A 22,964-nucleotide genomic window follows, 5' to 3' on the forward strand; every position below is an offset into this window, starting at 1 on the left:
AGCTGTTTATTTGTGAAAAACGGGCACGAGAGCTTTATACTCCCGCGCCCGTTTTGCTCTTGAGGACTTATCTCGTGTCCAACGTCGTTGCCGATCATCTGGTTTTGCTCGACCATCTGCGCAGTATCCTGGTCGCCGTAGGTGAGGCCGAACAGGTTCCCGAAGAAAGCCATGCCTTGTTCCTGGAGCGCTTTGACGAACTGCTGGCGTCCCTGCCGATCGATCCGATCGAAAGCCAGTACCTGGGCCAGGACATCCTGACCCAAGTGATTACCCGTTATCCGCAAATAGCCCACCTGATCCCGCGGGATCTGCTGTGGTTCTTCGCTGGTGACTGCCTGCACTACCTGTCCGATGAAGAAATCGATCTGTATCAGGCACTGGAAGAACGTCGCTACGAAGCCGAACAGAACGATGAACCGTTCGACTGGAATCAGGAAAAACAGTTGCTGGCGATGTCTGCTCAGGACAGCAAGCACTGATTTTCTGCCCGGTTAAGAAAAGGCCCGCATGGTGATTCATGCGGGCCTTTTTATTGTTCGGCGTTTACAACAATCCTTCGCTTTCGGGCAGCTCGTAGGCCATCGCCAGATTATTCGGCGCCCCCGCCTTGCCCGGCTTGCTCAACGTCGGCTCCTTCTCCAGGCACTCCACCAGATAATCGATGAATACCCGCAGCTTCGGCGGCAGGTAGCGCGTGGGCGAATGCAGCAACCACAGACCACCGTGGTAAGAAGCGAGGAACGTCCACTCCGGCAACACCTGCACAATCAACTTCTGCTCAAGCGCATAGCGCGCGGTGAAGTACGGCAGGCTGCCAATACCAATGTGCTGCAACACTGCCCCGAGCCGCACGCCGGTATGGTTGGCGGCATAGCGGCCACGTACGCCGACGGTCACCGCTTTACTGCCCTTCTTGAATTTCCAGCGCGCATCGCTCGGGGTTTCCCCCAGATAGATGCAACTGTGATTGAGCAGATCGTGAGGGTGAGTCGGCGTGCCATGTTCGGCCAGGTATTGCGGGGTGGCGCAGAGCAAATGGTCGATGGTCAGCAACTGCCGTCCGACCAGCCCGGCCGGCGGTCGATCAGTTATACGAATCGCCAGGTCGACATGATCGTCAATCAAATCAACCTGGCGGTCTTCCAGCAGCAACTCGACATCGACTTTCGGATAACGCCGCAGAAACTCAGGCATGTGCGGATGAATCACGAAACGCCCGACCGCTTTCGGCACACTGACCCGCACCAGCCCTTCCGCCTCGTGGGTGAACTGCCCACTGATCTCCATCACCGATTTGGCGGCGCTGACCATCTCCTGACAGCGCTTGAACACTTCCTCGCCACCATCACTCAAGCGCAGTTTGCGCGTGGTGCGCTGCAGCAAACGCGTAGCCAGGGCCTTTTCCAGGCGGGAAATGCTGCGACTGATCGCCGACGGCGACGAGCCCAACTGGCGGGCCGCCTCGGAAAAACTGCCGGTCTCCACGACCTTGACGAAGATCGCCATTTCACCGAGCAGTGGCAGCGGAAGATTGATGCTCACAGCGCACAAGTCCTTTGATGTTTGAACGGATTATCACGTTATTGCACGATTCATATAATAAAAACAGACACTTTAATAAGGGCATGGAATATGACGCTTCGCCTCTTTTTCCATAGTGATGACCTCAAGGCTAATGTGGAAGTCCTCGACTGCACGCCCCACGAGAACGAATTTGCCGTGGTGCTGCGCGCCACGTTGTTTCATCCGCAAGGCGGTGGTCAGCCTTGTGACACCGGCATGATCGGCGAAAGCCAGGTGCTGCGCGTGGTGCAGGAACCTGACCGGATAGTGCATTACGTCGATCGTCCGGTAAAACCCGGCATGACCTGTATTCATGTGGATGAACAACGTCGCCGCTACAACACCCGCATGCATTCGGCCGGGCACCTGATCGGGCATTTCGTGCAGGCCATGGGCTGGACGCCGATCAAGGCACACCACTGGCCAGACGAAGGCCGGGTGCAGTTCAAACCGGGTGATGCCGCGCAGGAAGTCGACGCACCTACCGTTCAATACGGTATCCGTCAGTGGATCGAACACGATCTGCCGCGCCTGACCTCACTGCGCGAAGGCGCGCGGGAAATCGGTTTTGGCGAGCTGCCGGCCTATGGCTGCGGTGGCACCCATGTACGCAGCCTGAAGGATTTGGGCACAGTCACGATCGCCTCGCTTTCGCAGAAGAAAGGCACGTTATCCGTCCACTACAGCGTGGATTAAGCTTCTCGGGCGCTGCTCCGCGCAGCGTCCGACGCCGGGGGAACCGCACACGCCGGTTCCGTTGACTATCGATAGATGGACCTAAAAACAATGATGCTAGACGTCGAGCGTCTCGATGAGACGTGCATAAAAAAACTGGCCAACGAAGAAGTCCTCGCCATCCGCGTCAAAGGCTTCTTGCCCGAGCCGCTGGCGATCGAAATTGGCGACAAGATTCTTGCACCGGGCTTTGAGGGCTACATCAACGCGCCGAGCATCGGCCGGATCGGCATGGCGTTTTACGAGGCGGAAAACCAGCCGCTGCTGATCGAGGACTACTTCGAGCGCGCCACCCGCAACATCGCCGAACTGCGCGAGCGCTGTGCGCCCTATTCCTCGCCGGTCGACACCCTGCGCTGCATGCTCGACGAGTCGTGGCCGGCCGGCGCGCATCTGGAAAACCTCTATGGCCGCAAGATGTATGTCGGCCTGTCGCGGGTGGTCAAACCCGGCGTGTGCTTCCTCGCCCACCACGACATTTTCGCCAAGGACGCCCCGGACAGCTTTCAGGCCCGCAGCCTGGAGGCGCAGTTCGCCTGTAACGTCTACTTGAACATGCCGACCGAGGGCGGCGCACTGCAGATGTGGGACGACGACATCACCCCGGATCAGTTCGACCAGATGCGTGGCGACAGTTACGGCATCGACCCGGCGCTGCTCGGCCCTCCGACCCTGGAAGTGCGGCCGGAGCCGGGCGATTTCATCATGTTCAATTCGCGCTGCATGCACTCGGTGACCCCGGGCGTGGCGGATCCGCGTCTGAGCCTTTCGTTCTTTGTCGGCTATCGCGGCAATGCTTCACCCCTGACCTTCTGGAGCTGAGATGTTATCGAACTACCTGGGCGAGTTTCTGGCGCTGGCCACCATTCACTTTCTGGCCGTGGTCGCTCCCGGCCCGGACTTCGCTGTCACCATCCGCCAGAGCGTGCGCTTCGGCCGACTGGTGGGGATCTGCACCGCACTGGGGATCGGCGCCGGCATTTCCGTGCACGTTCTCTACACGTTGCTCGGCGTTGGCGCTCTGATGCACACCACACCGTGGTTGCTGACGGTGGCCAAGGTGATCGGTGGGGCGTACATCTTTTACCTCGGCATCAGCCTGATTCGCAGTAAACCGAAAACCACGCTTGAGGGCGAGAAAAGCACGGACGAACCACTGGTTGCGCAATCGCTGTTCAAGGCGTTCAGCACCGGTTTTCTGACCAATGCCACCAACCCCAAGGCCACGCTGTTCTTCCTGGCGATTTTCACCACGATCATCAGCGCCAGCACCCCGCTGAATATTCAGGCGCTGTACGGGGTGTGGATGTGCTTCGTCAATGCGCTGTGGTTCGTGATCGTCGCGCTGTTTTTCTCCAGCAGCCGGGTACGCACCCTGTTCATGCGCATGGGCCATTGGTTCGAGCGCAGCATGGGCGTGATCCTGATTCTGTTCGCCGGCAGGCTGGTGCTGTCGATGTAAAAACGACACCCAAAGACAAGGCCCGGTCAGTTGCACACTGCTCGGGCCTTTTTCGTTTGTGCGCCGCTTTTGCATTTCTGTGCGACGGATCCCACTTCAGGGGCTCCCCTTCAACACCTTCGCGGTGTTAGTTTGGAAAAGATTTGTTTCAACTTTCAAACACTTCCACTCAACTGCCTGCAAAGGAATGCCCACCGCAATGAACTTTTCTCTCAAGCGCCTGGCTGCTGCCAGCCTGATCCTGGCCAGCTTTTCTGCGTTCACCCTGCCCGCGCAGGCCAACATCACTCCGCAACAGAGCGCAGCCATTCTCAAGAGTTTCGATGAGGCGAGCCTCACCGACTTCCGCCAGTTTCTGGGTGCCGTAGGCAAGAGCGACCTGGGTAAAACCGACAACCTCGGCCCGGCGATCAACGCCTTTCTCGACAACAAGACCCCGAGCGCGGAACAGCAGAACGAGATCTACCGCCTGCTGGGCATTTACACCCGCGCCAAGTACGGCAAAGCCGCCCTGGAAACCCTGCGCGAACTGGTGGAAATCCCGACCTTCCAGAAAGAAGGCGTGGCCCAGCACGACAATCCGGAGTTCATCAAGATCGCCGAAAAGATCAAGAACCTCGCCGAATCGTTCAACCTGAAGTTCCGCAACGTCGACAACCGCGTCTATGAAATCTCCCTCGACGGCAGCGGCGACGAAGTCGTGGGCATTCACGCGCATGCCGACGTGGTGCCGGTCACCCCGGAAAACTGGGTGCTGAAGGACGGCACCAAACTCGACCCGTTCAAAGTCACGCTGATCGGCGACCGCATGTACGGTCGCGGCACCGAGGACGACAAGAACGGCATCGTCGTCGCGATGTACGCGATGAAAGTGATCAAGGAAGAAAAGCTGCCGCTGGCACGCAACTTCAAACTGCTGGTGGACACCACCGAAGAAACCACCGGCGACGCGATCCCGTATTACTTCGAACACAACCCGACGCCGAACTACAACATGGCGCTGGACGGTGGCTACCCGGTGGTCATTGCCGAGAAAGGCTACGGCACGGTCATGGCCAATTTCCCGCTGCGCAAGGCTGAAGGCAGCGGCGCAGAAATCATCTCGATGACCGGCGGCCTGGCAACCAACCAGATTCCATCGGTTTCGGTGGCGACACTCGTCACCGACAAGCCTGAGCAACTGGCTGCGAGTCTGCAGAAAGCCGGCAGCGAATACGCGAAAAAACACGGTGGTGACTTCGAAGTCGCGGCCAAGGTTGACGGCAAAGACGTCAAGCTGAGCGTCACCGGTGTGTCCGCGCACTCCTCCGAGCCCGAGTCTGGCGTCAACCCGGTCGCACGGATGCTCGACTTCATCAACAGCCTCGACGGCAAGGTGGCGCTCAAGCACAACCAGATCACCGACGCTGCACGCTATGCGTCCACCAACTGGGGCTTGGATTATCTGGGTAAAAAACTCGGCGTGGGCTTCTCCGATTCGTTCATGGGTCCGCTGACCACCTCGCTGACCTACGTCGGCGTGGACGACAAAGCCTTCAAACTGGCAGTCAACCTGCGCGTGCCGAAGGGTAAATCGCCAGAAGTGCTGAAGAAGCAAATCGCTGACAAACTGGCGGCCTGGAGCAAGAAATCCCACGTTGCCGTGGACTTCACTTACTCGATCGCCGAACCGATGTACCGCAATCCGGAAGGCGAATGGGTCAAGGCACTGCTGGCGGTTGCCACTGAAAACCTCGGCATGAAGCACGAGTTCGGCACGTCTGCCGGCGCGACCTCGGTGCATGAATTGCCGAACGGCGTGCAATTCGGCCTGGCCCGGCCTGAAGTCAAATACACCGGGCATACCGATGGCGAGTTCAAGACGGTTGACCAGTTCCTGCTCGACCTGCAGATCGTCACTGAGATGATGGGCCGTGTCGGCCAGCTACCGAAGCTCTGATAAGGCATGGGCCCGTGATTCAGCGGGCCTGACGTGAAAACAAAAAAGGACCCGAAGGTCCTTTTTTGTTGCGTACAAAACGCTGCACAAACAAAAACGCCGATCATCACTGATCGGCGTTTTTGTGAAATTGGAGCGGGAAACGAGACTCGAACTCGCGACCCCGACCTTGGCAAGGTCGTGCTCTACCAACTGAGCTATTCCCGCAATGGCGTCCCCTAGGGGACTCGAACCCCTGTTACCGCCGTGAAAGGGCGGTGTCCTAGGCCACTAGACGAAGGGGACAGGCTACAACTTTCACTAATAAAAACGCCGCTCACTGAGCGGCGCTTTTAGAATTTGGAGCGGGAAACGAGACTCGAACTCGCGACCCCGACCTTGGCAAGGTCGTGCTCTACCAACTGAGCTATTCCCGCAAATGGCGTCCCCTAGGGGACTCGAACCCCTGTTACCGCCGTGAAAGGGCGGTGTCCTAGGCCACTAGACGAAGGGGACACGCTACCCGGAACACATGGTGTGTGTTTCGGTGTCCAGACCCGCATCCGAAGACTTGGTTCTGGTTTCACTCAGCCCCGCCCAAAAGCAGTGCTGTTTAAAATTGGAGCGGGAAACGAGACTCGAACTCGCGACCCCGACCTTGGCAAGGTCGTGCTCTACCAACTGAGCTATTCCCGCATTGGCGTCCCCTAGGGGACTCGAACCCCTGTTACCGCCGTGAAAGGGCGGTGTCCTAGGCCACTAGACGAAGGGGACACGCTACAACATTCACTCCCTGCCGCGTTTCGCTGTGTGCTTTACGCTGCAAGTGGCGCGCATTCTATGGATGGTTTGAGAGGTCGTCAACCCCCGAATATAAATTTATTTAAATCAATGACTTCGACCTGCTTTACGGGAGCATTCGGGCTTTTCCGTCGCCCGACGATTGACGCCTATATTCCGCCACTCGCCAAGGCGTTATAGTCCGCAACACAATGATGGCAATCTGCGCACCTTGCGCCAGCATTCATATAAGCAGTGTGCAGCCGATATAGACAGAAGCTGCTGAATCAACTCGTCGAGCGGCGCTGGGCGCCTGAATGTCCAGCCACTACACTCGCATGCGAACCCTATAAAGAGGTCTTACCGGTGACACCACTCATGATCACCCTGCTAGTCATAGCCGGGATCGCAATTCTGATCGCCATTGGCTACATGAACCATGTGGTGGAAAACAACAAACTGGAGAAGGCCCGCACCAAAGTCGAACTCAACGACCGCCTGCGCCGCTGCGGCGAACTGACCGAAACCTTCCCCGGCCAGTTCATGACCCCGGCACTCAAGCTGCTGCTGACCCGACTGGAACTGAACGTCTGCCAACGTCTGCTGAACCTGGAAAAAACCAGCGCCACGACCAAAGCACGAATCACCGAACTGAGCGCACTGGTGGCCCAGGGCGAATCGATCCCGGTCAATAACCCGCCGGCACCGATCCTGACCGAAGCCAAAGCCAAGGACGTCCGCTTCCTGCTCGAAGCCCTGCACGGCCAGATCACCCGCGCCGCCCACGACGGCTTCCTGCCACCGAACGAAGCCAAACACTGGATCAAGGAAGTCCGCCACATCCTGGTCCTGCTGCACATCGAATTCTTCAACAACCTCGGCCAACAATCCCTGCAACAAAACCAACCCGGCCAGGCCCGCCTCGCCTTCGAACGCGGCGTGCAATACCTGCGCAAACAGCAAGACCCGCAGATGTACTCGGAACAACTGCAATACCTGGAAAAACTCCTGGCCCGCGCCAATGCCCAGGTCATGGACAAGATTGCCCCGGTTGAAGGCGAAGTGAACCAGTTGACCGAAGGCCTCAAAGAAGTCGAAGCCGATGCGGACTGGAAGAAGAAAGTGATTTACGACTGATGGTCGAGAGTTGAGAGAAGCCACCGGGAGGTGGCTTTTTTGTGGGGGTTGGGCTGACTGCCATTGCGAACATTCAGTTAGAGATTGGTCGGCTGTCAGGCCTCTTCGCGAGCAAGCCCGCTCCCACAGTGGGCATGAGTTTATTCAGTTGGAGACTGGTCGGCTGTCAGGCCGCCATCGCTGGCAAGCCAGCTCCCACAGTGGGATAGGGTGAGTGAGTTAGAAAACTGGTCGGCTGTCAGGCCGCCTTCGCGAGCAGGCTCACTCCTACAGAAGAGCGAGATAGTGCACCGCCTCGCTCTTCACCACTCAAATGGCCGAGTGTCAGCTCGCCGAAAGCTCTTGATCTTGCCGTGCCGGCCCCTTCGGCAGGCTGAGTGGAGGGGTTTATCCGGGGGTGGGAGCGCAGCGACCGTTTGGCGCAGCCAAACACATCGAGAGGAGGTGCAGCGAAGCAAACCGGAGGCGATGCGCCCGGATGAATCCCGGAGCGAAGGAACCCGAGCCTAAGCGAGGGCCGAACGCCGGGGCCAAGCCTTTTGCTTACTTTTCGGCGTCTGGAAAAGTGAGCCGCTGTAAGAGCGGAACCATAAGAAGCCGTTACCGCAGCAACGGATATTCACCCAAAACCCCAAGAACCTGGTCGGCCCAGAGGCCGCCAAGTCAAAGCCGAAAATGCCCAACCATCCCCTTGAGCTCCCCCCCCAACCGCGCCAGCTCAACACTCGAAACCGCATTCCCCCGCATCGCCATCGAAGACTGATCCGCACTCGCACGAATACTCGTCACACTGCGATTGATCTCCTCAGCCACCGAACTCTGCTCCTCCGCCGCCGCCGCAATCTGCTGATTCATCTGCTGAATCAACGAAACCGCCGCCGCAATACTGCCCAGCGCACTCTCGGTCTGCAGCGCATCACTGACCGCCAGCTTCACCAAGTCACCACTGCTCTGAATCTGCTGCACCGACGAATGCGCCGCCGAGCGCAACGCACTGACCAGACGCTCGATCTCCTCGGTGGATTGTTGTGTACGCCGCGCCAACGCGCGAACCTCATCAGCCACCACCGCAAAGCCCCTGCCCTGCTCCCCGGCCCGCGCCGCCTCGATTGCGGCGTTGAGCGCCAGCAGATTGGTCTGCTCGGCAACGCTCTTGATCACATCCAGCACCGTACCGATGTTCTGGATCTGCGCACTGAGGCTTTCGATGCTCGAACTGGCCGACGTCGCCGAATCCGCCAGTTGCTCGATCCGCACCATGCTCTGGCGCACCACCTGCTGCCCGCTCTCGACCTTGGCATCCGCCGTTTGTGCGGCCAGCGCCGCCTCCTCGGCATTGCGCGCCACGTCATGAACGGTGGCGGTCATCTGGTTCATGGCCGTGGCCACTTGCTCGGTCTCTTCCTTCTGGCTGTTGACCTCAAGGTTGGTCTGCTCGGTTACCGCCGACAGCGATTGCGCGGAACTGGCCAACTGCTCGATGCCCGCCTGCAAACCGCTGACGATCGTGCTCAGCCCGGTGCCCATCTGCTGCATCGCCAGCATCAGTTGCCCGATCTCATCACGCCGGGTGACCTCCACCCTCGCACTCAAATCCCCGGCCGCAATCTGCTGTGCCACCCGCATCACACTGCGCAGCGGCGCGACGATCAACCGGGTGATGAGCCACGCGGCAATCAGCCCCACCAGCAACGCCAGCGCCGAAGAACCGATGATCAACACCGAGTTCTTCTTCAATTCCGCCTGCATCGCGCCATCCTCGGCGCCATACGCCTGATCCACGCGCGCCATCACCTGCGCTGCACGCTGGTGCAACTGTTCGTAGACGGTTTTTTCCTGGGCCAGCAGGCCGGTGTACTCGGCGAGCTTGTCGTTGAAACCGGCGATGTGCCCGGACACTTCATTGAGTACCGTCAGGTAGCCCTCATCCTTGACCGTGGTCTTCAACTGCTCGGCCTGAGCCTGCGCCTGAGCGGCCTGCTCGATGTTGCCCTTGCCGGCGCTGTCGGCATCGCCCTTGCGGCTCTGGTCCAGACGAACCCGCGCCTCGTTCATCGCCTGCAACATCAGCCGCGACACCTGGCTGACCTGGCTGGCCTGTTCGATGAACTGTGCGCCGTCCTTGCCTTCGGTGTCCTTCAAGGTATACGCGCCATCATCGGCCAGACCGGCCTGCAGTACGTCCAGGTTATTGGCCACGCTGGACACCGACCAACTGGCCATTTCCAGCGCCAGATCCTTGGCCTGGGTCAGCGAGACAAACTCATCGAAAGCCTTGCGATAAGCGCCCAATGCCTGTTCGACATCGCTCATCACCGCCACGTTGGCCGGGGACTGCGCCTTGAGTTGCGCGGCCTGGGCCAGCAAACCGTCTACGCCTTCGTGCAAGGCATCGACGGTTTTCGGATTGCTGTGCAGCGCATAGTCCTGCTCCAGCAGCCGCACCTTGAGCAAGGCACTGTTGAGCGACGACATCTGCTTCAGCCCATCGAAGCGCTGACTGATGGTCTGCAGGGACCAGACACCAATGGCAGCCACCAGCGCAGTCAACAGCAGCACCAGCACGAACCCGATACCCAGTTTCTTCGCCATACCGAGGTTGGCAAAACGTCCTTGCACGGCGGAAATCATTGCGCGTAGTCCCCTGCCAAAGTCTGTTGCCGAAGATTCGCAACGGCCATGGAGCAGCACAAGTCTCTGGCGTCGGAATAATGGCAAAAAGCTACGCACGCGTCGTTTTCAGAACGCTTGAGGTCGATTCACACCGGTACTGCGAAAAAACTGCCGGGCCCTCGGATCACAGGCATAGGCCACGTTGATCCGCTGCCACTCACTGGGTTCGCCACTCGGACTGAAGGCCCCCGGGTCGCAAAGGCTGACACCATTGCACTGCGCCTGACTGTGCAAGCGGCCAGTATCGCCCAGCGGGGCACGGGCCCAGATGAACAGGCCGCCACACGGCTTACCGAAGACCTCCCAGTCGGCGTCTTCCAGCGCCTGCAACGCGGCGACCCGATCGGTATTCAACCGTTGACGCTGGCGCTGGACCATTTTGCGATAGGCGCCATTGGCCAGAAGACTGGTCAGCACCGCCTCATTGAAACTCGAAGCGCCCATGCTACTGATCATCTTGATTCGCCCCAGCCGCGCTATCAGCGCTGGCTCGGCGTACACAAACCCGACGCGCAGCGAGCTGCTCAGTGTCTTGGAAAAGCTGCCGACATAGATCACTCGCTCATCGAGTGCCGCCAGGCGTGTGCCATTGCCATTGTGCAGGTCGGCGTAGACATCGTCCTCGATCACTCGCACATCGTGAGCGTTGCACAACCGCAGGATCTGTTGGGCAACGCCAAGGGTCAGGCAAGAGCCGGTGGGATTGTGGTGGTGACTGTTGATGAACATCGCGACCGGCCGGAACTGCCGCAACAGTGCTTCCAGCGCCTGGGGATCAGGCCCGCTCGGCGTGCGGCGCACTTCCAGCAACTGCACGCCGTACAGGCGCAACAGCTCGAACAGCGGCGCATAGCCCGGGGTTTCGACGACAACGCAGTCACCGGCCTTCAACAATGTGCGCGCGAGCAGATCAAGCGCCTGGCTCGCACCGGAGGTCGTCAGCACCTGTTCATCCAGAGCCTCGACGCCGATCAGCCTGAGGCGTTTGACGATCTGCTCGCGTAACGCCGGCAGCCCCAGCGGGCTGCTGTAATTGAACAGACTCGCCATGTCGGTACGGGCCACCTGACGGATCGCATAACTCAGGTCGTCGGATTCACGCCAGCTCTGCGGCAAGCCTCCCTCGCCGAGTTTCAACCCGCTGTGTGCCTGCCCGCAGTCAATCCCGATCACCCCACGGCCCTGCGCGGCCACCATGAACCCGGCGCCCTGACGCGGGGCCAGAACGCCTTGCGCCACCAGCCGTTCGCAGGCCTCGGCCACACACGACTGACTCAGCAGATTGGAGCGCGCAATCTGCCTGACGGAGGGCAAGCGCGTGCTCGGCGCCACACCGCTTCGCGAGATCCACTCAGTCATGCCATCAACAATCTGCTGTACGACCGGCACCATTGCCTGTCGGTCAATTCTCAATTCCATGAGCACGCAAACTCCTGTCCATTTTGCTGGCGGCAGTAAATCACAGCCGCGTCGCTCAGGCTGTGCGACAACGCCGTCAAAAGCAGCCGTTCTAACCGTTTGATACACATTGTTTAGCGGTTTAACGGAACTGGCGCCCAGCAACAGGAAAACCCGCACTGAGGCGGGCTCCAGAGTCTTGCCACTCAGCGTCAGAAAGCCGTGACGCCGCCATCCACGGCCAAGGAATGACCGGTGGTAAACGCCGCGCCATCGCTGCACAGATACAGCACGGCGCTGGCGATTTCCTCGACCTTGCCGATGCGCCCCACTGGGTGCATCGCGTTGGCGAATTCGCCTTTCTTCGGGTCAGCCTCGTAAGCGCGACGGAACATGTCGGTATCGATCACCGCCGGGCACACGGCGTTGACGCGGATTTTCTTCTTCGCGTATTCGATCGCCGCCGACTTGGTCAGACCGATCACCGCGTGTTTCGACGCCGCATAAATGCTCATCTTCGGCGCCGCACCAAGCCCCGCCACCGACGCGGTGTTGACGATCGCCCCGCCGCCCTGAGCGAGCAACAACGGCAACTGGTACTTCATGCACAACCACACACCTTTGACGTTGACGCCCATGATCGCGTCGAACTCGTCCATCGAGCCGTCGGCCAGTTTGCCTTGCTCGATTTCGATCCCGGCATTGTTGAAGGCGTAGTCCAGGCGACCGTAGGTATTGATCACCTCGTCCATCAGATTCTTCACTTCGCTTTCGACGGTAACGTTGCAGCGTACGAAGGTCGCTTCGCCGCCGGCTGTACGAATCAGCGCCACGGTGCCTTCGCCCCCTGCCGTGTCCAGGTCGGCCACCACCACTTTCAAACCTTCGGCGGCGAACGCCTGGGCGGTCGCCCGGCCGATACCGTTGGCCGCTCCGGTGACTACGACCACTTGGCCGGAAAACGTCATGCTCATTGTTATGTCCTCGAAGGGAGAGATGCAGGAGGGATTTGCAGACTCGCAGCATAGTCACCGGGGCCCGTCCCGAGTCAGCACTATCAGAAGGCTGTTTATGCCTTCATCCGTCGCAGTGATAAAAGCCTGTGGGCCACTATCACTGCACTGGATCATTGCGCATTCGCCACATCAGCCGACCTTGCAGCATTGGCCTCGAGGGTCTATCAACAAGGCTTCATTCAGTTCGAGTGCCTGCCATGACCAGTCAGACCAATCGCCAGTTCCTCCTCGCCAAACGCCCGGTGGGGGCTGCGACCCGTGAGACCTTCACCTACCAGGAAGTCCCGGTCGGCGAACCGGGCGCTGGTCAGATACTGGTGAAAAACCAATACCTGTCCCTCGACCCGGCCATGCGCGGCTGGATGAACGAGGGCAAGTCCTATATCCCGCCGGTAGAAATCGGTGAAGTCATGCGCGCCTTGGGCGTGGGCCAGGTCATCGCTTCGAACAACCCGGGCTTTGCCGTCGGCGACTACGTCAACGGCGCTCTCGGCGTGCAGGATTATTTCCTTGGCGAACCCAGAGGTTTCTACAAAGTCGATCCGAAACTGGCGCCGCTGCCGGTGTATCTGTCCGCCCTTGGCATGACCGGCATGACCGCCTACTTCGCCCTGCTCGACGTGGGCGCACCGAAGGCTGGCGACACCGTGGTGTTGTCGGGAGCTGCCGGGGCAGTGGGCAGCATTGCCGGACAGATCGCCAAGATCAAAGGCTGCCGGGTCGTCGGCATCGCTGGTGGTGCCGACAAGTGCAAATACCTGATCGATGAACTGGGCTTCGACGGCGCTATCGATTACAAGCACGAAGACGTGCTGGCCGGACTCAAGCGTGAGTGCCCGAAAGGCGTTGATGTGTATTTCGATAACGTCGGCGGCGAGATCCTCGACGCTGTGCTCAGCCGTCTGGCGCCGAAAGCCCGGGTGGTGATCTGCGGCGCCATCAGCCAGTACAACAACAAGGAAGCGGTCAAAGGCCCGGCCAACTACCTGTCACTGCTGGTCAACCGTGCGCGCATGGAAGGCTTTGTGGTGATGGACTATGCCGCGCAGTACGCCGGTGCCGCGCAGGAAATGGCCGGCTGGATGGCCAAAGGGCAGCTCAAGAGCAAGGAAGACATCGTTGAAGGTCTGCAGACCTTTCCGGAGACGCTGATGAAATTGTTCAGCGGGGAGAATTTCGGCAAGTTGGTGCTGAAGGTCTGAAACTTAACGCGACAACACACCAAAAGCACTGTGGGAGCGGGCTTGCTCGCGAATGCGGTGGATCAGTCGATATCAATTTCGACTGATCCACCGCATTCGCGAGCAAGCCCGCTCCCACATTATTGGATCTTGCGTGTTTGATCAGGCCAGTTCGGCCACGACCGACGCCAGTGCCTTGGCCGGATCCGCCGCCTGGCTGATCGGACGGCCGATCACCAGATAATCGGAACCGGCATCCAGCGCCTGACGCGGGGTCAGGATACGGCGCTGGTCATCTTGCGCACTGCCCGCCGGGCGAATCCCCGGGGTCACCAGTTGCAGCGACGGGTGCGCCGACTTCAGTGCAGTGGCTTCCAGCGCCGAGCACACCAGACCGTCCATCCCGGCCTTCTCGGCCAGCGCGGCAAGACGCAGCACTTGCTCCTGCGGTTCGATATCCAGACCGATACCGGCCAGATCCTCACGCTCCATGCTGGTCAGCACGGTCACACCGATCAGCAACGGCTGCGGGCCGCTGCGCTTGGAAAGCTCTTCACGGCAGGCGGCCATCATGCGCAGACCACCGGAGCAATGCACGTTGACCATCCATACGCCCATCTCGGCAGCGGCTTTCACCGCCATCGCGGTGGTGTTGGGAATGTCGTGGAATTTCAGGTCGAGGAACACCTCGAAGCCTTTGTCACGCAAGGTGCCGACGATTTCCGCGGCGCAACTGGTGAACAGTTCCTTGCCCACTTTGACCCGGCACAGTTTCGGGTCCAACTGGTCGGCCAGCTTCAGTGCGGCGTCACGGGTGGGGAAATCCAGGGCGACGATGATAGGAGTCTGGCAGGCGGACATGGATGGGCTCTCAGGCAAGTCGAAATCGGCGCGCATTGTAGCGGAAGCGGCGGCGGCGCGGCACCCGATGATCGGTAAATCGTCGCCGCAAACGTGATCAGCATAGCGCTCGCTGCAATTGTGTCGAACTCGATACACAACCGACACGCCGCCAACAAGCGCCCGCGCTAGCCTCGCCAGCCGCAACACGTCCTTACATCAGCACTTCCCGCCTCACGGCAGGACGCCTATGCTGAAACCACCACCTCGCAGCCCATCTTTGTGGTTGGCGGCCTACTGGCAGATGAACAGCCCCATGCACAACACCCAGATCACCGTGACTGATGAGCAGAAAGACGACAAGCGCTGGAGCATCCGTGCGCTGATCGTCGATGACGATGTGCCGATCCGCGAGCTGATGATCGACTACCTGGCGCGTTTCAACATCCACGCCAGCGGCGTCACCGACGGCGCGGCCATGCGTCAGGCGATGCAGGCCGAGCATTTCGACGTGGTGGTGCTCGACCTGATGCTGCCCGGCGAAGACGGCCTGTCGCTGTGCCGCTGGCTGCGCGCCGAATCGGACATCCCGATCCTGATGCTCACCGCCCGCTGCGAACCCACCGACCGCATCATCGGCCTGGAACTGGGCGCCGACGACTACATGGCCAAACCGTTCGAGCCACGGGAGCTGGTGGCGCGGATCCAGACCATCCTGCGCCGTGTGCGCGATGACCGCACGGAACAGCGCGCCAACATCCGCTTCGACAACTGGCGCTTGAACAGCGTGCTGCGCCAGTTGATCGCCGACGATGGCCTGGTGGTGCCGCTGTCCAACGCCGAATTCCGCCTGCTCTGGGTCTTCATCGAACGCCCGCGCCGCGTACTCAGCCGCGAACAACTGCTGGATGCCGCCCGTGGCCGCTCGATCGAGGCGTTCGACCGCAGCATCGATTTGCTGGTGTCGCGCCTGCGGCAAAAACTCGGCGACGACCCGAAAGCCCCGCAGTTGATCAAAACCGTGCGCGGTGAAGGTTACCTGTTCGACGCGCGAGACATCGGCTGATGCGAGCGCGCTTCGACACGCTGTTCGGCCGCCTGTTTGGCATGCTGTTCGTGGCGATCGTCCTGGCGCACCTGCTGGCCTTTGCCTGGTTTCATCACTATGGGCCACCCCCACCGCCGCCCCCGCCGGAGTTTGCCGAGGGCGTCGACGGCCAACGGCCACCGCCGGATCCGCGTTTCGCCCATCGCCCGCCGCGCCCCTGGTTCGGCGGGCCGTTGGTGCCGCTGACCTTCCAGTTCATCTCGCTGATGATCGCTGCGTGGTACGGCGCCAAACTGCTCAGCCGGCCGATCCAGCGCCTGAGCGATGCCGCCGAGCGCCTCAGCGAAAACCTCGACAGCCCGCCGCTGGACGAGTCCGGCCCGCGTGAGGCCCGACAAGCGGCGCACACCTTCAACCTGATGCAACAACGCATTCGTGAACAGGTGCAGCAGCGAGCACGCATGCTCGGCGCCGTCTCCCACGACCTGCGCACGCCGCTGTCGCGGTTGAAGCTGCGCCTGGAACAGATCGACGACGAAAAACTGCAAGGCCAGATGCGCCAAGACCTTAACGACATGATCGGCATGCTCGACGCCACTCTCACCTACCTGCACGAACAGCGCACCAGCGAAGCGTTGCAGTTGATGGATGTGCAGGCGCTGGTCGAATCGTTGTGCGAGAACGCTCAGGATCAAGGTGCAGACGTTGAAGTCAGCGGCCATTGCGCACCGCTGCAGGTGCAGCCGATGGCGCTGCGCTCGTGCATCAACAACCTGATGGACAACGCCCTGCGCTACGCCGGACAGGCACGCATCGAACTGCAGGATCAACGCGAGCAACTGCTGATCCGCGTGATCGACCACGGCCCGGGGATTGCCGAAGACAAGCGCGAGGCGGTGTTCGAACCGTTCTTTCGCCTGGAAGGCTCGCGCAACCGCAACTCCGGCGGCGTCGGCCTGGGCATGACCATCGCCCGTGAAGCGGCGCAGCGTCTGGGTGGTCAGTTGAATCTGGAAGAAACCCCGGGCGGCGGCCTGACCGCAATCATCCGCCTACCGCGCACTTAAGAAACACACCTATCCACCGTGGGAGCGGGCTTGCTCGCGAAAGCGGTGTGTCAGTCGACTTCTGTGTTGAATGATCGGCCGCCTTCGCGAGCAAGCCCGCTCCCACAGGTTTCAGTGGTGTTCACTCCGTCGTGTATACCCACCGGTACAAAGCCAAAACACCCAGGACATCTTGCCCCTTGAGTCTGCACAAGCCGGTACACCCACCGGTTTTACAGTCCAAGGAGTGAGCCCATGATCGGTAGCGTCAGCAACTACACGAGCTATACCAGCACCAGCAGCACCACCCAGAACGCCCGCAGCCAACAACTGCAAAAGCAACTGTTCGCCAAACTCGACAGCAACGGCGACGGCGCGGTGGATCAGGACGAACTGAAAAGTGCTCTGTCGCAGAAATCCGACGATGGCCTGCTGGTCAACCTGAGCAAGCAATTCGGTGATCTGGACAGCGACGCCAGCGGCAGCCTCAGCGCCGAAGAAATGACCGCGATGGCGCCTCCGCCGCCACCTCAGGATCAAGCACCGAACACCGACCTCGCCGACGCCCTGATCAGCGCCCTCGACGCCGATGGTGATGGCGCCATCAGCAGCGACGAACTGAGCACCGGCCTGACCAGCGCCGGCAGCAGCGCCGACAGCAACCAAATATTCTCGGCCCTGGACAAGAACAAGGACGGCACCGTCAGCCAGGACGAACTCACCGCCAGCCTCACCCCACCACCGCCACCTCCGCCGCAACAAGCCTCCAGCAACGAACTGTTCAGCCAACTGGATGCCGATGGTGACGGCAGCATCAGCGAGACCGAACTGAGCAGCGCGTTGCAAAGCAGCGACAGCGCCTCGACGATTAGCACTGATACCAGCGCTGCATTGCTCAAGGTACTGGACAGCGACAGCAGTGGCGGCGTGAGCAGCGACGAACTGAAAGCGGCGCTACAGGCAGGTCGGGAACGCCCGCCCGAAGAACAGACCGCCAGCACCCAGACCACCAGCGAAGCGCTGAACCGGATGATTGCCAACTTGAGCAAGCAGTACTCGCTGGACAATGCTGCGCCGGTGGGCAAATACCTGAATGTGGCGACTTGAGTTGATGGGGTGATGAGTGATCGTTTCCATGCAGTGGTGTGGGAACGGTCATTTGGGTGTGGCCGTGAGAAGCTGGTTGCCTGATATGCCTCTTCGCGAGCAGGCTCACTCCTACAATTGGATGGAGTGCATTCAGTTGGAGATTGTTCGGCTATAAGGCCGCCTTCGCGAGCAAGCCCGCTCCCACAGTTGGATTGGGGGTGGTCAGTTGGAAATTGGTCGGCTGTCAGGCCGCCATCGCCAGCAGGCTGGCTCCCACAATTTTTAACTGTATGCACCGCACGCGGCGAAGCCGCCCCACTCAATGGCCGAGTGTCAGCTCGCCGAAAGCTCTTGATCTTGACCTACGGGCGACATCGGAAGGCTGAGTGGAGGGATTGATCCGGGGGTGGGAGCGCAGCGACCGTTTGGCGAAGCCAAACACAGCGAGAGGAGGTGCAGCGAAGCAAACCGGAGGCGATGCCCCCGGATGAATCCCGGAGCGAAGGGACCCCGAGCCCCAGCGAGCGGGCCGAACGTAGGAGCAAGCGTTTTGGGTTACTTTTTAGGCGTTTGTAAAAAGTGACTCGCCGTAAGGGCGAAACCGCCAGCCGCCACACCCAAACCAACGGATATGCCCACAACCCCAAAAAAGCCAAGGCGCCTAAACCCGAGCCTGACTCTTACTCCAATCTGTCAACAAACTATAGGCCACCGCCAACAACGTAGGCCCGATAAACAACCCGATAAACCCAAACGCAATCAACCCGCCAAACACCCCAAGCAACACAATCACCAACGGCAGATTCCCCCCGCGGCTGATCAGATAAGGCTTCAACACGTTATCCACGCCACTGATGATGAACGTCCCCCAGATCCCGAGAAACACCGCCATCCCGTACTCGCCCTTCCACGCCAGCCAGGCCGTAGCCGGAATCCACACCAACGGTGGCCCCATCGGAATCAGACTCAACAGGAAGGTCACGATCCCCAGCACCAACGCCCCCGGAACCCCGGCAATCAGGAACCCGACCAACGCCAGAACCGCCTGCGCCGCCGCCGTACCGATCACCCCGTTGACCACCCGCTGCACGGTGCCGGCCACCAGCTCGATGTAATACCCGGCACGCTCACCAATCAGGCGCTGCAGCAGACCGTGAACAAACGCCGCCAAGCGCGGCCCGTCGCGATAGAAAAAGAACACGAAGACAATGCTCAAGGTCAGCTCGAGAATCCCGCCGCCAATCTGCGCACTGCGCGCCAGCAACCAGTTACCGACCTGCCCCAGATACGGTTTGATCGACACCATCAGCGCTGCGCCCTGCTGATCAATGCTGTTCCAGATCCCCACCAGCCGCTCGCCCACCAATGGCACGCTGCCGAGCCAGACCGGCGCCTCCGGCAGACCATCGACCTGCACATCCTTGATGAACGCCGTGGCGTCGCGCACATGATCGGCCAGGTTGAACCCGAGCCACACCAGTGGCGCCGCCACCAGCAACATCCAGCCCAGGGTCAAAATAGCTGCGGCAAGTGATTCGCGGCCATTGAGCCAACGGGTCAGCAGACGCATCAGCGGCCAACTGGCAAACGCCAGCACCGCGCCCCAGAACAGCGCCGACCAGAACGGCGCCATCACCCACAGGCTGGCACCGAACAGCACCAGCAGGAGGATTTGCACCAACAGCCGATCGTTATTGAGCATGTACAGTCTCGAAGAAGTCAGTCGGTCAAAGAGTAGGCGAACACGCCGCGCGTGCACGCCCGATGCAGCTTACCGCAACAGATCGATGCGCAGGCCAGAGCCGTCGGCGCTCCCCGCCTCCATCCGTGCCGCCCGTACCCCCTGACCGATCAGCGCCTGACGCCAGGCCTCGGCCTTGGGTCCGGCAATCGTCACGCGTTGGGTGGTGTCGAGGTTCAAGCCACGGGAAATCAGTCGTAACCAGGTGTCATCCGGATCGCCGGTCAGCTTGGGGAAGTCCAGTTCACCGGTACTTTTGAGCTGTCGCAACAGCGTGGCCGAGGTCGGCAGCAACACGCCCAGCGGCGCGCCCGCTTCGAACTGTTCGACATGCAGGTAGGCTTTGCGATTGCCGCGGGTGATGCTGTAGAGCGCGACCAGGGTGTTGTCCTTCGGTGCGGCCAGACGCAACAGCAGATAGGCCTGTTGCTCATCGGCACCGTACAGCTTGGAGTTGCCGAACACTTCATTGGCCCACAGGCTGCTTTCGCCACAATCACGGGCCTGACACCAGAACAGCAACTCGGCGTCCTGCTTTTGCAGGGCTTCGCGGGCGGCGGTGAAGGCTTCGGTGGCGGAATGCTCAGGCGGCAACTCGTAGGTGACCGAAGTGGTCTGGCCGCGCGCCGTGACCTGGCCGTCAAAGCGCAACTGGCCGCTGATCTTGCGGATCGAGCCCAGCGGATAGATCCGCTCAAGCTCCACAGGAGGGCGATAGTCGACGATCTGCGCATCGGCCAGACGCGGCACGATCTGCAAATCCTGGCTGCCGGGCACGTCGGCGGCGAACGAAACGGAACTGAAACAGCACAGCGCCAACAGACTGAGTGACCGCATAGTCAGGCTCATCGGATCGGCATGGCTTGGCGGGTCGGGGGCGCAGCGGTATAGAAATCCATCGTGTTTGTCTCCCATTTCAACCCGCCCAGCCTCGACAGTTGCCCGGTGCAAGTCAAGGAATGGCGAAGAAGCGATTGAAACAGTCTGCGACAAGGTCGGCACCGGACTCATCGTTCAGGTGCAAATGATGCCCGCCCGCCAGCTGTTCCTGGCTAAAGGGTAGCCGCTCCAGCAACTCCGGATGTTTGGCCAGCATGCCGTCGGCGGCCACCACCAGTTGCGCCGGACAGGTGATGCGCTGGACGAAAGCCATCGCCTGCTCCTGCGTCAGGCGCAACGGCGACGGCAGGGTCAGGCGATTGTCGGTGCGCCAGGTATAACCGCCGGGCACCGGCATCAGGCCGCGTTGCGCCAGCAGTTCGGCGGCTTCGCGACTGACCGCCACCAAGCCCTTCATCCGTGCTTCGATAGCGCGGTCGAGGGTGTTGTAGACCGGCTTGCGCTTTTCGCGCAGATCCAGTTGCGCCTGCAGGGCCATGCCCATGCGCTCGGCAGCATTTTCGCCTTTGTCCGTAGGAGGAATCACCCCGTCGATCAATGCCAGATGAGTGATGCGCTCTGGCAACGAGCCGGCCAGCACCAGCGAAACGATCGCGCCCATCGAATGCCCGAGCAGACCGAAGCGTTTCCAGCCCAGTTGCTCGGCGACCTGCAATACGTCATGGGCGTAGTCCCACAGCGCATAACCGGCGCCATTCGGTCGATGCCCGGAATGCCCATGCCCGGCCATGTCCAGGGCGATGATGCGCAAACCTTTGAGCTTGGGTGCCAGGCGCGCAAAGCTGTTGGCGTTGTCGAGCCAGCCATGCAGGGCAATCACCGGCAGACCGTCCTCGGGACCGAACAAGTGCGCCGCCAGTTCGATATGCGGCAGGCTCAGGCGCACTTCTTCGAAGGTCGGGTTCATGCGCAATCCTTCTGTTGGCGGCGCTCCCAGCGCGTAAACAGCTCTTTGAGCAGGCGCGCCGTGTCTTGCGGACGCTCGAGCGGGAACATGTGCCCGCCGGGCATGCTCAGCGCTTCACCCTGCGGCAGGCGCCCGACGAATCGGCTGTGATGACGCATGACCACGCGGCTCTTGTGGCCACGCACCACGGCCAGCGGCACCTGCAATTGGCGCGTGCGGCCCGGACTGGTGTGCGGCACGCCGCGATAGATACTGATTTCGGTGGCGGGGTCGAAGCGCAGACGCAGCTTGTCGCCGACCGCATGCAGCCCGTGTTGCAGGTAGGCATCGAAACATTCCGGATCGAAACCGCGAAACAGGGTCTTGCCGGCAAAATAGCTGCGCGCCGTGTCGAGATCGGCGAACTCTTCGCGCCGCCCCAACGTACGTCCGGCCGGGGTCAGTTTGTCGATAAAGCCGAAGCGCTTGGCCGCGCGGATCACCCACTGGTCTGTGCGAGTCAGCACCGGCGAGTCGAGCATGACCACGCCGCGATACAGCTCAGGGCAACGCAACGCCGCGTGCAGGTGCAACACACCGCCAAACGAATGGCCGACGCCCCACACCGGTTGATCCTGCTGCTGTAAATGGTGGATCAGTTCGTCGACCAGGTTGTACCAGTTGTCGTCCGCCGGGAAACGCGGGTCATGGGCATGCTGCTCCAGATGCGCGACCCGATACTCGGGCGCCAGCGCCGCGAACAACTTGCCATAGGTGCCCGAAGGAAACCCGTTGGCGTGGGCGAAAAAGATCGGTTGCGACATGCAGGTTTATCCATGAGCGGAAACATGCCGCTGATTGTCCGCAAGACCGCGCCCCGCAGCAATGACCGTAACTGCCAGGAATGATGACAGTCCGGACAGCATGATGGTGTTTCAGGGAGATCGCTTCCCCCTCACCCCAACCCTCTCCCCCAAGGGGGCGAGGGGGAAAGGGAGCTGATCTGCATGAATTTCAAAACCTGAACTCGGCTCGATAGCTCAGGTCGGCGCAACTCGAACATCCAGCCCGATCAGTCCCCTCTCCCTCCGGGAGAGGGTTAGGGTGAGGGCGGCTGCTCGCCCAATGGCACCACCGCCATGGTCAAACGCGACACACAACTGGCCTTGCCTTCATCGCTGGTCAGGCGGATGTCCCAGACATGCGTGGTGCGACCGATGTGAATCGGTTTGGCCACCGCGGTCACCCGCCCGCTGCGCAAACCGCGCAAATGGTTGGCATTGATCTCCAGCCCCACGCAGTAGAACTTGCTGGCATCGATGCACAGATAACTGGCCATCGAACCGACGGTTTCCGCCAGCACCACCGAGGCGCCGCCGTGCAGCAGACCGTAAGGCTGGTGGGTGCGGTGGTCGATGACCATGCTCGCCGTCAGCGATTCCTCGTCGAAGGACTCGAAACGGATATCCAGCACTTCGCCGATGGTGTTTTTCTGGATTGCGTTCAACTGCTCGATGTTCGGAGTGGTGCGCCACAAGCTCATCGCTG

Annotated in this window: 20 protein-coding genes, 6 tRNA genes and 1 pseudogene; 10 read left to right on the forward strand and 17 right to left on the reverse strand. The window is 60.7% G+C overall.

From position 1 onward, the window contains the following. Positions 1 to 74: 74 nt before the first annotated feature. Positions 75 to 482 carry a PA2817 family protein gene (locus E4T63_RS20310; RefSeq protein WP_007967565.1) on the forward strand — a complete coding sequence of 136 codons (408 nt, stop codon included), beginning with the start codon at positions 75 to 77 and terminating at the stop codon, positions 480 to 482. Between the two features lie 64 nt (positions 483 to 546). Here the strand turns inward: E4T63_RS20310 and E4T63_RS20315 are convergent, their stop codons facing one another. Further along, entirely contained in the window at positions 547 to 1,545 is a 999-nt protein-coding gene (locus tag E4T63_RS20315) for a LysR family transcriptional regulator (protein WP_025112989.1), read from the reverse strand. Between the two features lie 90 nt (positions 1,546 to 1,635). On the opposite strand from E4T63_RS20315, the gene E4T63_RS20320 reads away from it, so the two are divergent. From E4T63_RS20320 to E4T63_RS20335, 4 genes are all read left to right on the forward strand, one after another. Next, positions 1,636 to 2,262 (forward strand): hypothetical protein, encoded by a 627-nt coding sequence (locus E4T63_RS20320; protein ID WP_098965050.1) that lies wholly within the window; start codon positions 1,636 to 1,638, stop codon positions 2,260 to 2,262. Between the two features lie 90 nt (positions 2,263 to 2,352). After that, the gene (locus E4T63_RS20325; protein ID WP_047600411.1) at positions 2,353 to 3,123 is read left to right on the forward strand and encodes a 2OG-Fe(II) oxygenase; all 771 of its coding nucleotides are present in this window, start codon (positions 2,353 to 2,355) and stop codon (positions 3,121 to 3,123) included. Position 3,124: 1 nt separating this feature from the next. After that, positions 3,125 to 3,763 carry a LysE family translocator gene (locus E4T63_RS20330; RefSeq protein WP_135296343.1) on the forward strand — a complete coding sequence of 213 codons (639 nt, stop codon included), beginning with the start codon at positions 3,125 to 3,127 and terminating at the stop codon, positions 3,761 to 3,763. A 199-nt stretch (positions 3,764 to 3,962) separates the two neighbouring features. Continuing rightward, positions 3,963 to 5,702 carry a dipeptidase gene (locus E4T63_RS20335; protein WP_098965053.1) on the forward strand — a complete coding sequence of 580 codons (1,740 nt, stop codon included), beginning with the start codon at positions 3,963 to 3,965 and terminating at the stop codon, positions 5,700 to 5,702. Positions 5,703 to 5,833: 131 nt separating this feature from the next. Here the strand turns inward: E4T63_RS20335 and E4T63_RS20340 are convergent. The 6 genes from E4T63_RS20340 to E4T63_RS20365 form a co-directional block, all read right to left on the reverse strand. Then, positions 5,834 to 5,909, reverse strand: a tRNA-Gly gene (locus E4T63_RS20340). 2 nt (positions 5,910 to 5,911) lie between these two features. Further along, a tRNA-Glu gene (locus E4T63_RS20345) sits at positions 5,912 to 5,987 on the reverse strand. A 55-nt stretch (positions 5,988 to 6,042) separates the two neighbouring features. Continuing rightward, a tRNA-Gly gene (locus tag E4T63_RS20350) sits at positions 6,043 to 6,118 on the reverse strand. A gap of 3 nt (positions 6,119 to 6,121) precedes the next feature. Then, positions 6,122 to 6,197, reverse strand: a tRNA-Glu gene (locus E4T63_RS20355). A 104-nt stretch (positions 6,198 to 6,301) separates the two neighbouring features. Next, a tRNA-Gly gene (locus tag E4T63_RS20360) sits at positions 6,302 to 6,377 on the reverse strand. Between the two features lie 2 nt (positions 6,378 to 6,379). Beyond that, positions 6,380 to 6,455, reverse strand: a tRNA-Glu gene (locus E4T63_RS20365). A gap of 384 nt (positions 6,456 to 6,839) precedes the next feature. On the opposite strand from E4T63_RS20365, the gene E4T63_RS20370 reads away from it, so the two are divergent. Then, positions 6,840 to 7,598: a hypothetical protein gene (locus E4T63_RS20370; protein ID WP_171061878.1), complete on the forward strand. Its 759-nt coding sequence runs from the start codon at positions 6,840 to 6,842 to the stop codon at positions 7,596 to 7,598. A gap of 663 nt (positions 7,599 to 8,261) precedes the next feature. Here the strand turns inward: E4T63_RS20370 and E4T63_RS29015 are convergent. The 4 genes and pseudogenes from E4T63_RS29015 to E4T63_RS20385 form a co-directional block, all read right to left on the reverse strand. Next, a complete protein-coding gene (locus E4T63_RS29015; protein ID WP_371917821.1) occupies positions 8,262 to 9,143 on the reverse strand; it encodes a methyl-accepting chemotaxis protein in 882 nt (293 codons plus the stop codon). A gap of 27 nt (positions 9,144 to 9,170) precedes the next feature. Next, positions 9,171 to 10,229, reverse strand: a pseudogene (locus tag E4T63_RS29020) (HAMP domain-containing protein); the annotation flags it as partial. A gap of 108 nt (positions 10,230 to 10,337) precedes the next feature. Continuing rightward, on the reverse strand, positions 10,338 to 11,690 hold the full coding sequence (locus E4T63_RS20380) for a PLP-dependent aminotransferase family protein (protein ID WP_027612324.1): 1,353 nt from the start codon (positions 11,688 to 11,690) through the stop codon (positions 10,338 to 10,340). Positions 11,691 to 11,881: 191 nt separating this feature from the next. Further along, the gene (locus E4T63_RS20385; RefSeq protein WP_027612323.1) at positions 11,882 to 12,643 is read right to left on the reverse strand and encodes an SDR family oxidoreductase; all 762 of its coding nucleotides are present in this window, start codon (positions 12,641 to 12,643) and stop codon (positions 11,882 to 11,884) included. A 239-nt stretch (positions 12,644 to 12,882) separates the two neighbouring features. Between E4T63_RS20385 and E4T63_RS20390 the strand changes: the two genes are divergently transcribed. Continuing rightward, complete coding sequence (locus tag E4T63_RS20390; RefSeq protein ID WP_098965058.1) at positions 12,883 to 13,887, forward strand: NADP-dependent oxidoreductase; 1,005 nt, start codon at positions 12,883 to 12,885, stop codon at positions 13,885 to 13,887. A 141-nt stretch (positions 13,888 to 14,028) separates the two neighbouring features. On the opposite strand, the gene pyrF is transcribed toward E4T63_RS20390, so the two are convergent. After that, the gene (pyrF, locus tag E4T63_RS20400) at positions 14,029 to 14,727 is read right to left on the reverse strand and encodes an orotidine-5'-phosphate decarboxylase (protein WP_047295723.1); all 699 of its coding nucleotides are present in this window, start codon (positions 14,725 to 14,727) and stop codon (positions 14,029 to 14,031) included. Positions 14,728 to 15,022: 295 nt separating this feature from the next. On the opposite strand from pyrF, the gene E4T63_RS20405 reads away from it, so the two are divergent. From E4T63_RS20405 to xopAW, 3 genes are all read left to right on the forward strand, one after another. Beyond that, complete coding sequence (locus E4T63_RS20405) at positions 15,023 to 15,772, forward strand: response regulator (protein ID WP_135296345.1); 750 nt, start codon at positions 15,023 to 15,025, stop codon at positions 15,770 to 15,772. Further along, on the forward strand, positions 15,772 to 16,821 hold the full coding sequence (locus E4T63_RS20410) for a sensor histidine kinase (protein WP_096796780.1): 1,050 nt from the start codon (positions 15,772 to 15,774) through the stop codon (positions 16,819 to 16,821). Before E4T63_RS20405 ends, E4T63_RS20410 begins: the two co-directional genes overlap by 1 nt. Positions 16,822 to 17,055: 234 nt before the next feature. Beyond that, the gene (xopAW, locus tag E4T63_RS20420) at positions 17,056 to 17,907 is read left to right on the forward strand and encodes an EF-hand domain-containing protein (protein ID WP_135296346.1); all 852 of its coding nucleotides are present in this window, start codon (positions 17,056 to 17,058) and stop codon (positions 17,905 to 17,907) included. Between the two features lie 643 nt (positions 17,908 to 18,550). Here xopAW and E4T63_RS20425 read toward each other — a convergent pair. From E4T63_RS20425 to E4T63_RS20445, 5 genes are all read right to left on the reverse strand, one after another. Further along, positions 18,551 to 19,591 (reverse strand): AI-2E family transporter, encoded by a 1,041-nt coding sequence (locus E4T63_RS20425; protein WP_027612318.1) that lies wholly within the window; start codon positions 19,589 to 19,591, stop codon positions 18,551 to 18,553. A 69-nt stretch (positions 19,592 to 19,660) separates the two neighbouring features. After that, the gene (locus E4T63_RS20430; protein ID WP_103368735.1) at positions 19,661 to 20,467 is read right to left on the reverse strand and encodes a DUF4892 domain-containing protein; all 807 of its coding nucleotides are present in this window, start codon (positions 20,465 to 20,467) and stop codon (positions 19,661 to 19,663) included. Between the two features lie 115 nt (positions 20,468 to 20,582). Then, positions 20,583 to 21,437, reverse strand: a complete 855-nt coding sequence (locus E4T63_RS20435; RefSeq protein WP_134787091.1) for an alpha/beta hydrolase — start codon at positions 21,435 to 21,437, stop codon at positions 20,583 to 20,585. Then, positions 21,434 to 22,240, reverse strand: coding sequence for an alpha/beta fold hydrolase (locus E4T63_RS20440; protein WP_134787092.1), 807 nt, complete (start codon positions 22,238 to 22,240; stop codon positions 21,434 to 21,436). The genes E4T63_RS20435 and E4T63_RS20440 overlap by 4 nt, the downstream gene beginning before the upstream one ends. Before the next feature lie 275 nt (positions 22,241 to 22,515). Beyond that, entirely contained in the window at positions 22,516 to 22,959 is a 444-nt protein-coding gene (locus E4T63_RS20445) for a hotdog fold thioesterase (protein WP_134787093.1), read from the reverse strand. Between the last annotated feature and the right edge of the window lie 5 nt (positions 22,960 to 22,964).

The organism is Pseudomonas fluorescens, assembly GCF_004683905.1.
GTDB lineage: Bacteria > Pseudomonadota > Gammaproteobacteria > Pseudomonadales > Pseudomonadaceae > Aquipseudomonas > Aquipseudomonas putida_A.

Excerpts from the sequence above, each read along its gene's own strand:
- E4T63_RS20320 (WP_098965050.1), top strand. The coding sequence starts at position 1,636 with ATGACGCTTCGCCTCTTTTTCCATAGTGATGACCTCAAGGCTAATGTG.
- E4T63_RS20325 (WP_047600411.1), top strand. The coding sequence starts at position 2,353 with ATGATGCTAGACGTCGAGCGTCTCGATGAGACGTGCATAAAAAAACTG.
- E4T63_RS20330 (WP_135296343.1), top strand. The coding sequence starts at position 3,125 with ATGTTATCGAACTACCTGGGCGAGTTTCTGGCGCTGGCCACCATTCAC.
- E4T63_RS20335 (WP_098965053.1), top strand. The coding sequence starts at position 3,963 with ATGAACTTTTCTCTCAAGCGCCTGGCTGCTGCCAGCCTGATCCTGGCC.
- E4T63_RS20370 (WP_171061878.1), top strand. The coding sequence starts at position 6,840 with ATGATCACCCTGCTAGTCATAGCCGGGATCGCAATTCTGATCGCCATT.
- E4T63_RS29015 (WP_371917821.1), bottom strand. The coding sequence starts at position 9,143 with ATGCTGGCGATGCAGCAGATGGGCACCGGGCTGAGCACGATCGTCAGC.
- E4T63_RS20380 (WP_027612324.1), bottom strand. The coding sequence starts at position 11,690 with ATGGAATTGAGAATTGACCGACAGGCAATGGTGCCGGTCGTACAGCAG.
- E4T63_RS20385 (WP_027612323.1), bottom strand. The coding sequence starts at position 12,643 with ATGAGCATGACGTTTTCCGGCCAAGTGGTCGTAGTCACCGGAGCGGCC.
- E4T63_RS20390 (WP_098965058.1), top strand. The coding sequence starts at position 12,883 with ATGACCAGTCAGACCAATCGCCAGTTCCTCCTCGCCAAACGCCCGGTG.
- pyrF (WP_047295723.1), bottom strand. The coding sequence starts at position 14,727 with ATGTCCGCCTGCCAGACTCCTATCATCGTCGCCCTGGATTTCCCCACC.
- E4T63_RS20405 (WP_135296345.1), top strand. The coding sequence starts at position 15,023 with ATGCACAACACCCAGATCACCGTGACTGATGAGCAGAAAGACGACAAG.
- E4T63_RS20410 (WP_096796780.1), top strand. The coding sequence starts at position 15,772 with ATGCGAGCGCGCTTCGACACGCTGTTCGGCCGCCTGTTTGGCATGCTG.
- xopAW (WP_135296346.1), top strand. The coding sequence starts at position 17,056 with ATGATCGGTAGCGTCAGCAACTACACGAGCTATACCAGCACCAGCAGC.
- E4T63_RS20425 (WP_027612318.1), bottom strand. The coding sequence starts at position 19,591 with ATGCTCAATAACGATCGGCTGTTGGTGCAAATCCTCCTGCTGGTGCTG.
- E4T63_RS20430 (WP_103368735.1), bottom strand. The coding sequence starts at position 20,467 with ATGCGGTCACTCAGTCTGTTGGCGCTGTGCTGTTTCAGTTCCGTTTCG.
- E4T63_RS20435 (WP_134787091.1), bottom strand. The coding sequence starts at position 21,437 with ATGAACCCGACCTTCGAAGAAGTGCGCCTGAGCCTGCCGCATATCGAA.
- E4T63_RS20440 (WP_134787092.1), bottom strand. The coding sequence starts at position 22,240 with ATGTCGCAACCGATCTTTTTCGCCCACGCCAACGGGTTTCCTTCGGGC.
- E4T63_RS20445 (WP_134787093.1), bottom strand. The coding sequence starts at position 22,959 with ATGAGCTTGTGGCGCACCACTCCGAACATCGAGCAGTTGAACGCAATC.